Annotated in this window: 18 protein-coding genes; 2 read left to right on the top strand and 16 right to left on the bottom strand. The window is 57.6% G+C overall.

Translation table 11 applies throughout. The features are described 5' to 3' along the window. Positions 1–154: 154 nt before the first annotated feature. The 8 genes from prfB to ACIOU9_RS13635 form a co-directional block, all read right to left on the bottom strand. The gene (prfB, locus tag ACIOU9_RS13670; protein ID WP_105658366.1) at positions 155–1,270 is read right to left on the bottom strand and encodes a peptide chain release factor 2; all 1,116 of its coding nucleotides are present in this window, start codon (positions 1,268–1,270) and stop codon (positions 155–157) included. A 391-nt stretch (positions 1,271–1,661) separates the two neighbouring features. Next, entirely contained in the window at positions 1,662–2,060 is a 399-nt protein-coding gene (locus ACIOU9_RS13665) for a hypothetical protein (RefSeq protein ID WP_332487271.1), read from the bottom strand. 49 nt (positions 2,061–2,109) lie between these two features. Next, complete coding sequence (locus ACIOU9_RS13660) at positions 2,110–2,556, bottom strand: hypothetical protein (protein WP_105658364.1); 447 nt, start codon at positions 2,554–2,556, stop codon at positions 2,110–2,112. Then, positions 2,549–2,968, bottom strand: coding sequence for a TadE family protein (locus ACIOU9_RS13655; protein ID WP_402697262.1), 420 nt, complete (start codon positions 2,966–2,968; stop codon positions 2,549–2,551). Before ACIOU9_RS13655 ends, ACIOU9_RS13660 begins: the two co-directional genes overlap by 8 nt. Before the next feature lie 6 nt (positions 2,969–2,974). Beyond that, positions 2,975–3,190 carry a hypothetical protein gene (locus tag ACIOU9_RS13650; protein WP_286134310.1) on the bottom strand — a complete coding sequence of 72 codons (216 nt, stop codon included), beginning with the start codon at positions 3,188–3,190 and terminating at the stop codon, positions 2,975–2,977. A gap of 81 nt (positions 3,191–3,271) precedes the next feature. Then, a complete protein-coding gene (locus ACIOU9_RS13645) occupies positions 3,272–4,213 on the bottom strand; it encodes a type II secretion system F family protein (RefSeq protein ID WP_105662566.1) in 942 nt (313 codons plus the stop codon). Further along, positions 4,210–5,061 (bottom strand): type II secretion system F family protein, encoded by an 852-nt coding sequence (locus ACIOU9_RS13640; protein ID WP_105662565.1) that lies wholly within the window; start codon positions 5,059–5,061, stop codon positions 4,210–4,212. The genes ACIOU9_RS13645 and ACIOU9_RS13640 overlap by 4 nt, the downstream gene beginning before the upstream one ends. 2 nt (positions 5,062–5,063) lie before the next feature. Further along, on the bottom strand, positions 5,064–5,426 hold the full coding sequence (locus ACIOU9_RS13635) for a hypothetical protein (protein WP_402697260.1): 363 nt from the start codon (positions 5,424–5,426) through the stop codon (positions 5,064–5,066). A gap of 31 nt (positions 5,427–5,457) precedes the next feature. Between ACIOU9_RS13635 and ACIOU9_RS13630 the strand changes: the two genes are divergently transcribed. After that, a complete protein-coding gene (locus ACIOU9_RS13630) occupies positions 5,458–6,831 on the top strand; it encodes a recombinase family protein (protein WP_402697258.1) in 1,374 nt (457 codons plus the stop codon). Here ACIOU9_RS13630 and ACIOU9_RS13625 read toward each other — a convergent pair. Next, positions 6,828–6,977: a hypothetical protein gene (locus tag ACIOU9_RS13625; protein ID WP_402697257.1), complete on the bottom strand. Its 150-nt coding sequence runs from the start codon at positions 6,975–6,977 to the stop codon at positions 6,828–6,830. The genes ACIOU9_RS13630 and ACIOU9_RS13625 overlap by 4 nt on opposite strands. A gap of 84 nt (positions 6,978–7,061) precedes the next feature. Between ACIOU9_RS13625 and ACIOU9_RS13620 the strand changes: the two genes are divergently transcribed. Next, positions 7,062–7,424, top strand: coding sequence for a hypothetical protein (locus tag ACIOU9_RS13620; RefSeq protein WP_402697256.1), 363 nt, complete (start codon positions 7,062–7,064; stop codon positions 7,422–7,424). Between the two features lie 161 nt (positions 7,425–7,585). Here ACIOU9_RS13620 and ACIOU9_RS13615 read toward each other — a convergent pair whose 3' ends face one another. The 7 genes from ACIOU9_RS13615 to ACIOU9_RS13585 all read right to left on the bottom strand — a co-directional run bounded on the left by ACIOU9_RS13615 (position 7,586) and on the right by ACIOU9_RS13585 (position 13,024). Next, positions 7,586–7,825, bottom strand: a complete 240-nt coding sequence (locus ACIOU9_RS13615) for a hypothetical protein (protein ID WP_402697255.1) — start codon at positions 7,823–7,825, stop codon at positions 7,586–7,588. 9 nt (positions 7,826–7,834) lie between these two features. Beyond that, positions 7,835–8,710, bottom strand: coding sequence for a hypothetical protein (locus ACIOU9_RS13610; protein ID WP_402697253.1), 876 nt, complete (start codon positions 8,708–8,710; stop codon positions 7,835–7,837). Continuing rightward, positions 8,661–9,062: a hypothetical protein gene (locus ACIOU9_RS13605; RefSeq protein ID WP_402697252.1), complete on the bottom strand. Its 402-nt coding sequence runs from the start codon at positions 9,060–9,062 to the stop codon at positions 8,661–8,663. Before ACIOU9_RS13605 ends, ACIOU9_RS13610 begins: the two co-directional genes overlap by 50 nt. Before the next feature lie 131 nt (positions 9,063–9,193). Then, a complete protein-coding gene (locus tag ACIOU9_RS13600; protein ID WP_402697251.1) occupies positions 9,194–9,949 on the bottom strand; it encodes a hypothetical protein in 756 nt (251 codons plus the stop codon). Positions 9,950–10,113: 164 nt separating this feature from the next. Further along, positions 10,114–10,536, bottom strand: coding sequence for a hypothetical protein (locus tag ACIOU9_RS13595; protein ID WP_402697249.1), 423 nt, complete (start codon positions 10,534–10,536; stop codon positions 10,114–10,116). Between the two features lie 53 nt (positions 10,537–10,589). Then, a complete protein-coding gene (locus ACIOU9_RS13590; protein WP_402697248.1) occupies positions 10,590–10,829 on the bottom strand; it encodes a hypothetical protein in 240 nt (79 codons plus the stop codon). Positions 10,830–11,029: 200 nt separating this feature from the next. Continuing rightward, positions 11,030–13,024, bottom strand: coding sequence for a DUF5906 domain-containing protein (locus tag ACIOU9_RS13585; protein WP_402697247.1), 1,995 nt, complete (start codon positions 13,022–13,024; stop codon positions 11,030–11,032). Positions 13,025–13,077 lie beyond the last annotated feature (53 nt).

Here is a 13,077-nt window from a genome sequence, read left to right as displayed (position 1 = left end):
TGTGTTGCGAGATTCATGCCGTACATACAGCTAACGCAGAATGCCCAGCTTAGGCATGACTAGCTGGAATTAGCGAAACGGAGTTCGTAACGGTGATGATACTTACACCCTCTGTGGCAAAAGCGTTTAGACCAGCTGGAATTCGCGATTTCGCTTACTTACTAGGGCGACGCTGTCCTGCACGCCAGCGGATGCCTGCATCAATGAAATCGTCAATTTCACCATCAAGTACTGCCTGGGTATTGCCGACTTCATGTTCGGTACGCAGGTCCTTGACCATTTGGTACGGATTAAGCACATAGGATCGCATCTGATCGCCCCAAGATGCCTTCACATCTCCGGCGAATTCCTTCTTCTGGGCGTCTTCTTGTTCCTTCTTCAGAAGCAGCAACCGCGATTGCAGAACTCGAAGTGCGGCAGCACGGTTCTGGATCTGCGACTTTTCGTTCTGCATCGAGACGACAACTCCGGTAGGAATATGCGTCATGCGTACTGCAGAGTCGGTGGTGTTAACGCTCTGTCCGCCAGGGCCAGAGGAACGGAAGACGTCCACGCGGATTTCAGATTCAGGGATTTCGATGGTGTCAGTCTGCTCAATCAGCGGCACGACCTCCACTGCGGCAAACGACGTCTGGCGACGTCCCTGATTATCGAATGGTGAAATACGAACCAGACGGTGCGTGCCGGCTTCTACCGAGAGTGTGCCGAAGGCATACGGTGCGTCGATTTCGAAGGTTGCCGATTTAAGGCCGGCCTCCTCGGCATACGAGGTATCCATAACGGTGGCCTTGTAACCACGGCGTTCAGCCCAGCGCAGGTACATGCGCAAAAGCATCTCTGCGAAATCGGCGGCATCAACGCCGCCGGCACCGGAGCGAATCGTGACAACCGCTCCGCGAGCATCGAATTCACCGTTGAGAAGGGTAACAATTTCGAGTTCGGCAAGGGACTTCTGGACGCTGACGAGCTCTCTATCCGCTTCGTGCAACGTATCATCGTCGTCTTCAAGTTCAGCAAGCTCAACCAAGACTTCCAAATCGTCGATGCGGGTCTTCAGCCGGGTCAGCCGTTCCAGCTCAGACTGGCGATGCGATAGCTTGCTGGTAACGATCTGCGCGGCGGCCGGATCATCCCAGAGGTTCGGAACGCCAGCTTCCTCCGAGAGGACTGCGATGTCAGCTTTGATCTGCTCGACATCGCTCACGTCTTCAATTGCGGAGAATGTAGAACGCAGTGAGCGGATTTCAGCGGAGAAGTCAGTTTTTGCCATGGTCCTCTAAGACTACGTCATTTAGCCATTGATCAATGAGTCCGGTGCTATCGCCGAAAAGAAGTTCCAATCAAGGTTTTCACTGAAAATCGCGCTGTGGAACCCCTAGCCAACTTGCAAGGCTTGCATCCACGGGTCGATCGGGAATCCGGCCAGTCAGTTCTCGAACAGTATTTCTGAACTGGGATTTGGAGGTGGGGTCCGCAAGCTTCCAAAGAAGCCCGAACTACCGCAAAAATGATGGATCCGGTTGCGCTGGATCCATCCTTCTTGGATTCCGCTCCTGGGGCATACAGCAGCGTTGCTCGCTGACACGTTCTTTCTCTTGCTTCCCCGTACTTGTGCATTTCCCGCTTCCCTGGAACATCCATGCTGCTCTGCGCGGAGGTGTTCACCTGCTCAGTACAGTTCTTGCTGATGAATCTACAGATATTGGTACTCCGTCTGGAACGATCCACCCCACTATCGGCGGTTGCACCGAGCCCTGCAGCACGAGATTCGCGCCTTGCCCATCAGGCGTGATCTGCACCCGGCCAATGCGTAAATTGTCGACGCGGCCGGCCGCACCCACATCCGAAAGGTACTGTTGCACGGCTTGTTGCACGCGCTGCTGGTCCAACTGAATCCTCGGGTCGCCATTGTCCGCAACAAATTCGAATTCATCCACGGCAGCCACGACCGCCCCGTCGGCAATTGACAACAGCTGACGCGCTTTGAGGTTGACTGCGCTGACTGCTAGCACCACTGAAATTGTCAGCAAAGTGATGGCGCACAAGCCGATTGCCAGCACTAAGGATTGTCCATCCTCGTCCCGTGGATTCAGGGCAGCGCGTTTTGTCCTAGCCAAAGCGATCAGTCCTTTGCGAGGCTGAAGAATCCACGGTGAAAGCAGATACCTCTGCCCAGTCGGAAACGAAAGGAAGGGGAACATCCAACGCTACCGTCACAGTGACGACACTGCCCGGACTCAAGCATTCCTTGTCGCAACTAATCGATGTGCGAGCGTCGGCATATCCAAAGTTGTTCATGGTTCTTCGTACGACTGCGTGCGCATCTGACCTTGCCTGGGCGGGGTTATCGGCGGCGGCGAAAACCTTCGCTGCATGATCAGCAGCTCCAACCACGGCATAGCTACCGCCTTGCAGCTGTCCGACGGCCAGAATCAGGTACACCATGGGAATCAGCAAGACAGTTGAAGCAAAAATAAACTCCACTATCGCGCTGCCGCGATCTTCGGCCCGGATTCTCTTGTGCATCGCGGCAGCGAGATACTTGGCTCTACCCATAACGCACAGCTTCTCCCTGAACCTGCAAATCCCACCCGTTGGGCAAGAACCCGATTAAGGGCACCCTCGTGTTAACCGATACGGTTACCAACTGGCTATCACCAACGCGGGTTGTGCTCACAGCAATGTCACGGGCAAATCCGCCATGCAAGCTTTCGGTGATCAACATCCGAGTTCTGCTTCGAGCGTCGGATACTGACCGATTGGCCAAAGCACCGTAATGGGCGCCGTTCGATGCTGCGTCAATCAGGGTGTTGCGCACATGCAGTACCAACGCGAGTTGGATGAGCGTCATTGCGATGACCACAAGCAACGTTGTGACCATGACAAATTCGGCTACAGCAGACCCGTTCTCGCAATCTACAAGTTCCGCAGATTCCGAATTTCCAGGAGACCCCGCATTCGACCACATGCGCGGTCATCCCAATCCGGAAACTCGATCGATCGCTTGGTTGAACAGGTCCTGCAGCCTAGGCCCTGCAATGGCCAGCAAGGCGGCAACCAGCAACGCGGACATGAGTGTAATCATGACCCATCCGGGCACGTCGCCTCTGCTATCCCTGAGTTTCGGGGAAACCTTACGAAAGAGTAGTTCACCGGTTGCAGTGATTTGCAATACCAGTTTGAGCATCATTTCTTGTATGTGATTCATGACGGCCCTTCTAACTTGCTAAAGGATTTCAAAGTGGGAGATTCAAGCTTTTCTATGCTCCGATCAATAACTCATCTCCAATAACGCCAGACCGGGGAATACGGCGAAAACGATCGTGAGAGGAAGAATTCCGAACACGACCGGTACCAGCATGGAAATCTCGCGTTTTCCTGCAACTTCCATAAGTTCTCGTTTGGACGCATCGCGGACATCTTGTGCTTGGTCTCTGAGCACTTGAGCCAATGGTGTGCCTCGCTCTGTTGCAACAACGATTGCATCGACAAATCGCGTCATGGCTCCAACTTGCATCCGGTCGGACATATTCTGCATCGCTTGGACCATCGGTGTGCCTGCGTGAATGTCGTTCAAAGTCTTGGTGAATTCGTCACCGATCACCCCGTGGCAGATTCGTGAAATTCTTTCGATGGCCCCGGTGGTTGATTCGCCTGCGCCGACAGTTAGCGCCAGCACTTCGGCCACGGTTGGAAACTGAGTCAATATTTTCCTGGCCCGCCGATGGATCTGTTCGCCAAGCCACCAACCACGCAATGCATAGCCAACAATCCCGAAACCAATAACGACTAGCACCGATAGGATCAAAGAGACATGATACTGAACGGCGGCAAAGGCCATGAGCGCAGATCCTGCTACTAGGCCTGCCAGAGCATAAACAATTTCTTGAGACCGGTAGTCAATTACGCTCATGTCCAATCCGGCAGCGTTCAGACGCTTCCGAAGAGTACTTGCCGAAGGACTGTGTAGGCTAGCCAGCTTCTTGATTTGCAGCAACATGGGGGCAGCGAGTTGGCCTAAAGCCGAGTGCCCGGAGTCAGAGTGCCATGAGTCTTCCAGCATGCGTGAGCTTCGAACGCCAACGCGAACATGGGGCGCAATACGATCAGCGAAGGCCATTCTTCGCCAGCCCGGCAGGTTCACAAAGACCAGCCAAAGGCCTATGCCAAGTCCCAAACCGCAAAGCGCCGCCCACGGTGTATAGCTGTTCATGCCAGGACTCGTTCTTCTACTGGCAAGGTGCCCAGCCGGAGCATGATTCGATAGCAAACGAGGGAAACCAGCATGCCCAGGCATAGCACTATCACTCCCCCGAACGTCATATATGCATCCTTCGCAGCTTCCTGGGTGCCCAAGACCAACAGCAAGATCCATGGCGCGGCGACTGCCAAACGCGCTGCCGAGACAATCCATGATTGGCGGGCAGCGAGTTCCCCTCGTGTTCTCACGTCATCGCGCAAGAATGCCGACAAAGTTGTGAGCGTATGCCCCAAGTCGGTGCCCCCGACTTCACGCGTAATCCGCAATGTCGTGAGAATCTTGTCGGCTACCGGGTCTGCCAAGCGTTCGCCCAGCTGGTCCAGCGCCACGGAGAAGTTCGCTGTGGCTCGATAGTCCAATGCGAAATCCCGAAATAGCGGACGCAATACCTGCGGGCCGACGACAGCCAATTGGCTCAATGCTTCGGGAAGAGATAGGCCCGCCCGGATGGCACTTCGCAAGTGATCAACCACCTCTGGCCATTGTTCTTGCAATGCTGTGCGGCGCTTGGTGGCTTGATGGCGCAGGTAGACCCATGGTGCGAATGAACCGAAGATGCTAAACACCAAGGCGAAGAGCCACGAAGCGGTGAGTCCCAACGTCACCAACGCGGAAGTCAGCCCGCAGACCAGGCAAATCACGATGAATTTTGCCGGAGCCAGATTGCTCATTCCTGCATGCAAAAGAGCATTCTTGATGGCCGAGCTACGTTTGGGCGATTTTGCCCACGGGGCGAAGAGCAACCAGTCAACCATGAGGGCAATGCCTAGCCCGCCAAGGAGAGCAAAGAAAGCAACCACCGCTACACCGCCATCAATTCGGCAATATTGATTCCAGCGACATCAAACTTTTCATGGGACCAATCGGCTCCCCGAGCCGGCAGCAGGCGATCGGCTTGCCGCTCGAATAGCGTCGAGGACTCAATTTGCCCTTCCTCCACGCGGTTGCGCACGCTGAGAATCTCGTTGACATAGCGATGGCCCTGTGGACTCCGCACGCAATGAACCACAAGGTCAATGCATGCAGCCACGGTCTTGATGGTGAAGTCGCTGGTGATATTTGGTCCTGCAAGCAACGGCAAAGTGCAAATTTTTGTGATAGCGTCAGGGACATATTCAAATACACTTGTACGCACCCAATATGTACGTTCGGCGTGTACTTGCATCGAATCATTTGCATGCACCTAAGCTTGAGAAATGACCAATAAGAGAGCCGCCATCTACGCACGTATCAGTCGAGATATGCAGAAACAGGGTTTGGGCGTTGCCAGGCAGATGACCGACTGCCGCGCTTACGCAGCCGCAAACGGACTCGAGGTCGTCGCCGAGCTCGTGGACAACGACATCAGCGCTTCTGGTCTCAAGAAGCGGCCGTCGTATCTGGAACTGCGCGAGCTCATGGAAGCCCGCGGCGTCGATGTGGTCATCGTTTGGAGCATGGATAGGCTTCATCGATCCATGGCCGAGCTCGTGGATTTCATTGCGCTCTCCAACTCATCCGGCGTCGGCATGGTCTCCGTGACTGGTTCCGCCATCGATCTTTCCACCGCCGAAGGACGGTTCCAGGCGCACATATTCGGGGCCGTGGCCGCCGCCGAGCGTGAGAAGACCCAGGAACGCATCAAGCGCAAGGCGCTCAGTCTAGCGCAAGCAGGCGCCTGGCCAGCCAAGAGAGTGTACGGGTACCTGGCTTCCGGCGAAGTGGTGGAGGAAGAAGCTGAGATCATCCGCGAACTGGCCGCGCGTGTGTTGGACGGCGAAGGTCTGAATGAAGTTTCCAGGGATCTCGAATCCCGCGGCATCGGAACGCTGAACTCCGCTACGTGGCGAGCGTCAACCGTCCGAACCCTGCTTTATTCTGCCCGCATCGCGGGCCATCGCGAACACCACGGCGTCATCGTGGCGCGGGACTGCTGGCCAGCCATTCTCGACCAGGAGTCACACACCCTTTTGCGCGCGAAGCTGGCGCCTGGCCAGAGCGGCAAGAAGCGGGGCGGCCCCCGCAAGTACCTGCTCACTGGACTTTTGACATGTAGTCTATGCGGCACAGGTCTGGTCCGCGGACTGGCTGGAAAATCTCGCGTCCCGAATTATAGGTGTCCGAAGAATCAAGGTACGAAGGCGTGCGGGCGACTCAGCATCAATTTCGATTCAACTGAGGAATTTCTCACCGAGGCACTTTTTGCTGCCCATGACCGCCTGGCAGATGCCACCCCGGATGGACAAGGGCCATCCCTTGCGGAATGGACGGAGGCCCGTGATCGGATCGAGGAACGACGGCGGAGAGCGAACCTCGCGATGTCCGAGGGAGTTATCGAGATTGATGAATGGATCGAGATTAGAGCATCATTCGATCGTCAAATAGCCGAACTGGGCGAGCCTCAAATGCAAACGACTCGGCCGCGGGTGACCGGTGCTGAATTGCGGGCAGCGTGGCCAACCATGCCTACGCCGATCAGGCGGCAGCTCATGGAGAAGGCATTCGAAAAGGTAGTTGTTCAGCCGCGCCGGATTGTGACCGGGCGGAAAGTTTTCGATCCAGGCCGGCTAGAGCCAGTCTGGAAGATCTAAGCTGCCGGCCGGAGCGGCACCGGAGCATGAGCGGCGGCAGCGCGCAGCGCATGAGCAACGGTTCGGGGATCCTGGATCTGGGGCGGCAAGCCCTGAGCGGCGCGGGTCTGGGCGACCCATTCCGCGGCGGTGAGTGTTTCGGTCATGCAGGTCTCTATGCATGAACTTCAGCCACGGGTGACCCTGTTATTATTTGTGACCAGCCGAACGCCACGCCATAGAATCGATTCATGACTAAGAATCCACTACAACCAATCATCGATGCGGCATGGAACTGGGTCCTAGCGCGCTTGGGAGAAGATCGCGTCAGAGAGCTGGCCGGCAGTCTTGAGCCAACTCGCGAGGCGCTGGCCGCAACGTACCCGGAGGCGTTAGAGCCCCAGGAGGGGAATCCAATCCACTGGAACGAATGGAGCAAACTAACCATTCGATCTCGAAATGCCCGCACTTTGCTTCACAACGCGCTTGGAGGCGCTCTCGGTGATTTAATCAAAGGGGACCTGGTCCCTCTTCCAATCGCGGACGCCGCTTACAAGCTAGAAGATGAAAGTCAGAAGCCACGCGACCCGGGGCGGTCTTCACTTGACGACTGAATCACCGGAAGAGTTGGCCGAAATCCGCCGCCGCCTGGCCAACGAGGAGCGTACCCCACTTGCCGACCTGGCGGCTGAGCTGGGCATCACCACAGACTGACTGACAACACGACAACACCCCGCGAGCGGTTCGCTCGCGGGGTGTTGTCGTTGGTGTGGGCTCAGGCTGCTACTCCAAGCTCATCGAGCCGCTGTTCTAGCCGGAGCGCATGGAGCATATACTCAGCCAAAGGCTCGGTGCTCGCATTGTCCGGGTGTGGAGAGCAGAGCACCTGTGCGGCCACTTCGGCGGTATCAGGTTGATCACCGATCAGCACGTCGTGAACACTCATCAGCGGCGACAGTTCAAGAGTTTCGACTGGACGGCGTGTGCTACGCTCCTCAAAGGATTCTTTTCCCATGGCTCGATCCTACGCCGCGCGGAGGGCCTGGGCGGCTTCGGCGGCCAACTTGTCCTGGTCGGACTTGAACCGAGAAATTTCTTCGAAGCCGGTCCAAGCAGCTTCGCATTCCAGACAGATCAGCTTCTCACCACGGAGCACGAGCGCATCCTTCTTCAGGATCACGGTTTCGGGGATGGCCTCCCCCTTGCGCAGCTTCTCGCAGACCTCGCTCCACGAAACCCCGTCTTCGCGAACCATGGCGTGCTCTTCCCCGCAACTGATGCATGGGCCTTGTATCGAACATGCCGGCGCAGGGTTGAAAACACTCTCGATGCGGCGAACCCAACCGGCAAACAGGTTGGCTACGGTCTTCAAAGTGCGCAGCCGTTCATCTTCATCGCGCTTAGCAAGATCCAGTAGGCGAACTAGCTGCTCGGCCAGAGTGCCGGTCGGTGGTGCCTCTCTCGTGATCAAGGCCAGACGCTCAGCGGTGGTCTGTCTGATTTGGTCGAGTAATGTCATCGCTTCCAGATTGAGGACTGACTTCTCGTGAGCCTCCGGCACTGTACCTCCCTCGCCAAAACCGCTTGGCTTGATCGCCTGGCTGAGCTGGCCAAGCAAGGGGTTCAGGTATGGCTTGCCTGGCGTGATCAGCGCGTCCAGTGACTCTTTGGCGGCGCCTGAAAGTACCGTTCGTTCAGCCAACGAGCCGTCATGATTTGCTTGGTGTACTGCGACAAGTTTCAATGTGAACCTTTCGTAGGTGTTACTCGTTTGTGTGCGGGCTGGCTCGCATATGAGCAACCCGCGATGCGTGAAAATCGGGGAGATCCGCGCCTTGATTGCGCGTGGTCTAGCGGGTTTCGCCTGATGCCTGGGCCACGGCATCAGCTGCACTTCCATCCACAATCGCCAGGAACGTCCCCGTTGGGTGGGATAGGTACGCGGTGGCACGTCCAGCGAGGTCGGTGAACGCTTTCTCCCAGGAGGCCTGGTCCAGACTGGCAGGCAGCTCGAATACGACCCACCGGCCTGCGGGGCTCACCACTGCACAGATGGCACCCTCCGCCCCGGTGATGATGCATCCAGGAGCACCTGGAATCTCCGGGCTACACACGGCGGCACCCAGCTGGAGGCGCTGCAGCAGTTCGTGGCGTGGGAGCTGATAGCCGACCGGTGGCATGCCGATTCGTGCTATTTCCTGGAGGCGCTCGATAATTGCCTGGCCTACGGCCTCACGTCGGAGATTCTTCATGACTTCCTTCCCGGGGCAGTGTCTCCGCCCCTCACCAAGGAACATGCGTAGACGCACGGGGAAGTCTCCCCCACGCGGGCAAAAGAAACCCCGCCGGGCTTGGTGGCCTGGCGGGTATTCTCGGTGTGTGGTTATGCGGCGAGCTCGTGGGATTGAGCGAGCTTTACCAGCCGGGTCGTGAGCGCGTCCATGCGTGGCGCGTATTCCAGAAGTTCGTCGGGCATGGACCGCTCTACAAACTTCCGATTAGCCCCAGCAGCCCACAGACGGAACGTCTCTTCTGGGATTCGTAAAGTCTTCCCCGTGGCTTTGTCCTTGACCAGTTTTACCTTGGCAACCTCGGACCCATCAGGGCCGTCGATGAAACGGACACTGTCCACGACCACCAGGGAGCCGTATTTGTGCAGGAGCACCGGTACCGCAAAGCCGGGGTTGCCAGGCTCCGGACGTGTGCCCAGTTCGACTGCTGCCCTCAGCAAATCAATTGCCCAGGTGCGTTCTATGTTGAACCCTCGATGCGGGTGGGCAGCTGCTGAGTTCAGGATCCAAACGCTGGCCATGGCGCCGGCCTCGCGGTGCGACTCAATCCGCTTGCGAACCGTTCCAGCGTCAATCGCTGAATGTTGGAATTCGATGGCAGCAAACTTTCCGGACAGTCTGTCCAGGATCGCGTCCGCACGGGCACCTCCCAGGGGCACCTCGCTGCGTGCGCCGGCAAAAATGCCGTGTTGCCAGCGGTCGTGCCATTCGCCTGGCTGGCCGGTCATCGTTGCACATTCGCCAGCCTCACCGCGTGAGTGCGCCCAATGGGCGGCCGTGTACGGGCCTTGTCGGAAGTGAAGCTTGGCGGTGCAGTGGGCCATGCCGCAGGTCAGATGGGTGCTCATGGCCCGGGCTACCTCAGCTGCGACAGGGACGGCTCCCGGTGTGCGTGCGAGGTGCGAAGTTGGCAAGGTGTAGAGAACATTTCGGTCTTTGGTGAATGCGTGCTTCATAACAGCTCCTTTGGTAGAACTAAGGCCGGCCCCTGGTGGAGCCGGCCCATGGTCGGTTAGTTATCTTCTTCGGCTTCGCGAATTGATTCGGCTAGCTCTTCGCGGAAGTTGTCACGCTCCTGGATGACGCCCTCGATCGCGGTCCCCCACTCCTCAAGCATTTCCCGGTAGGAGTTCACGCCCGGGCCTTCAAGCTCGCCGTAATAAATCGGGAAGCTTTCCAGGCGATCTTCGTCGGTACCTTCCGCCACAAAGAGGGTCCAAGCTGAGCGATCGTGCCCGCCGGAGATAGTGATCCCGTGCTGGGTGAACAACTCGTCGCCGTCGGCAATCTCAACTTCGGGCAGGTCTTCGGCCGATTCAAGGGTGACCGTGGCGGCGTCGTATGCCTCCTGACCGATCACCCGGTATTCGGACTCGATTGCGGCCATCAAGATGGTGACTTCATTTTGCTGGGCTTGGGTCAAGCTCAAGTTCATTTTCTTTTCCTTACTACGGGGATTGTTTTTTGTTCTGCCGCTAGCGCGGGATGCTAGAGGCTGATGCCGGTCTTCGCGAAGTGCTCGCGGACCGACTGGGTCGAAACGTAATGCTTTCCGCGTGGTGCGTTCTGCCAGGTTGGCAGTGGAAAACGCCCCTGCTGGATCATCATCGCGGTGTTCGCCTGGCCCCAGCCGTAAAACACTTCACCAAATTCGATAGCACTTACCGCGTGGACTTCTTCAAGCTTTGCCTGGAACTCTTCCAGCTTGGTTGGTGCCTTAGTGCTCATGGCGTCCCCCTTTGTTTGTTGATATAAGCGTAGCACCTTTTGTAAGTGTTTGAATACAAACATTGCCATTCTGCAATTAGCGAACATGCAGAGATGCTGCCTCCGGTCCGCACGCACGCCGCTTCTGAACTGAGTATGTGGATGCAAAAAAAAAGCGGGCGGCCAGAGCCCCGAAGAGCTCCAGCCACCTGTTTTTCTTGCTAGCTGCTGACCGTGTTGATCCCCGAAAGCGGGTTCCCGGCTAGCATCCAAAGCTGCCGCTGGTTGGGGTAGATCCCCTCAACTAGGCGCTGCTTCTTGGTCTGAGTGAATCCACCAGCCTTGCTCATGCGAGCCCCGGTGGTGGTCAGCCCGCGCTCCTTGAGGCGCTGCCCAAGCTCCTCGTGCTTGATCGGGAAGGCGATCCGATGGCTGCTGGCCCAAGCAGAGTAAAGTTCATGCCACTGCCCCACCGAGAGCATCATCCTGCCCGCGGCCGGGGAATCCTCCTCCTCTTCCTCAACCTGGGCCTCAAAGAATGGTTCCAGGGGGTCCGAATCTTTCAAGAATGCGGCCGTGGCGAGCTCCATCTCCCGGGTGATCCCCAGATCCTTGCGCTGCCCACCCCTCTTAAGCCAGGCATGGGCTCCCTCAACTCCAAATGCGAAGATCGCTTCAAGTTGGGGGCGTTCGGTCTTCAGCCGGTCATCCAGGGTTCCATCGCGCTTGCCCTTTGGCACCGGCACGGTCAGCGTGGCGGCCACCAGGCGGTCCGCAATGCCGGCGTCATTATCCGGCAGGCTCACCGGGTTATTCGACGCGATCACAATTGTTGCCTGACTCTTCCAGGAAACTGGTTTTCCATAAAGCGTGCGGGTGGGGATGGTGCCGCCGGAGGAAAGGATCTTCAGCGTGGACGCATCGCCAGAAATCCTGTCGGCCTCATCTGCAAAAACGAACCTTGCGCCTTGCAGGTCGTGCAGCGCCGGGCTGGCCGATGCCCCATCGCCAACACGGGTGTTGATTGCATCCTTGGACAATTTCTTGCCATAGCCGGAACCATTGATATCACCCAGCGCCCGCATGAATGCCTCAAAGACGGTGGACTTCCCAACCCCCGCCGCGCCGCAAATCGCCATGAAGGTTCGGACCGTGTAGCCGGTCAGACCCAAGCCAAAGAAGCTGCGCAAGAATTCCCTGAATTCGGGGATGTTGTTATCCAGATGTTCCAGCACCGATTCCAAATCCTGGTGGGTGGCACCCGGCTTGAACCCAACCGCGGTAATGCGGGTGACATATTGTTCCGGGCGGTGCGGCTCTACCGCCAGCGTGCGCAGGTTAAGCAAGCCATCAGGCGTGTTGATCTGGTCGTAATCGCGGTCGAATCGGTCAGCGTTGATGGTCATCAAGTTTTTGGCGGCGTCCAGCGCGGCGTCGATATGTGACCTGCCATTCGAGCAGGTGTCAGCGAACTTCTCGGTTGCCATTTCAGCCTTGTCTTTGGCTCTCTGCACTGCTTCACGGGCTGCCGGCAGGAGGTCCTCATTGCCAAGTGCAGTGACCGTCTGCAGCGCTTTCTCTGCCCGCTTCACCGACGGGGAGAGCTGGGAGGAAAAGTTCACTTCCTCCTCAGCGATGGTTCGGATAACCACACGGACGGCATGGCGGACATTGACACCCTCGGCATCTTCTTCCCAGAACTTCCCGTTGAAGTGCTTCCAGTGGCCGGAACCATTGGAAACCACCCAGGCCAAGCGGCCGTCATAGTAGATGCTCAACCTCTCCCCCAGGCCAATGTCATTGAGAGGCGATGCTGCCGCCTGCGGGATGACCGAAGAATCCGGAACTGTACCCCAGAGATTGCCGATCGGCTCCGGGTGCTCGACTGGCTCCGGTGCGATGGCTAGCACGGGCGAGGCCTTGGCGGCGGCTGTAATCCGGGGCTTACGCGGTGCGGGGGTGTCCGGCTGGATCGAGCCATCATCCATGCCCTCCAGCTTAGCCATCAGCGAGGCGGTCTCCCGCATGGCCCGCTCTGCGCCATCGGTGCCGGTGGCGGCCAACTCAACCGCAAGAGGAATTTCGATAACTTCCGCGTGCCGCGCGTCGTCGTAATCGACGTTCTCAGGGAAATCCTCGCGGTCCTCAAAATCAGGAATGTCGACGTAGACGCCGTTTACGGTGTGGCCATCGCCGGCTGCTGGTAAAATGCTCATTGTGATCCTTACTACGGGTTACCGGGATCCGCCCCTGCCAGGGCGGGTCCCAC

The sequence above is a fragment of the Glutamicibacter sp. NPDC087583 genome, assembly GCF_044743685.1.
GTDB lineage: Bacteria > Actinomycetota > Actinomycetes > Actinomycetales > Micrococcaceae > Glutamicibacter.
This window is presented reverse-complemented; position numbering and strand designations above follow the sequence as displayed.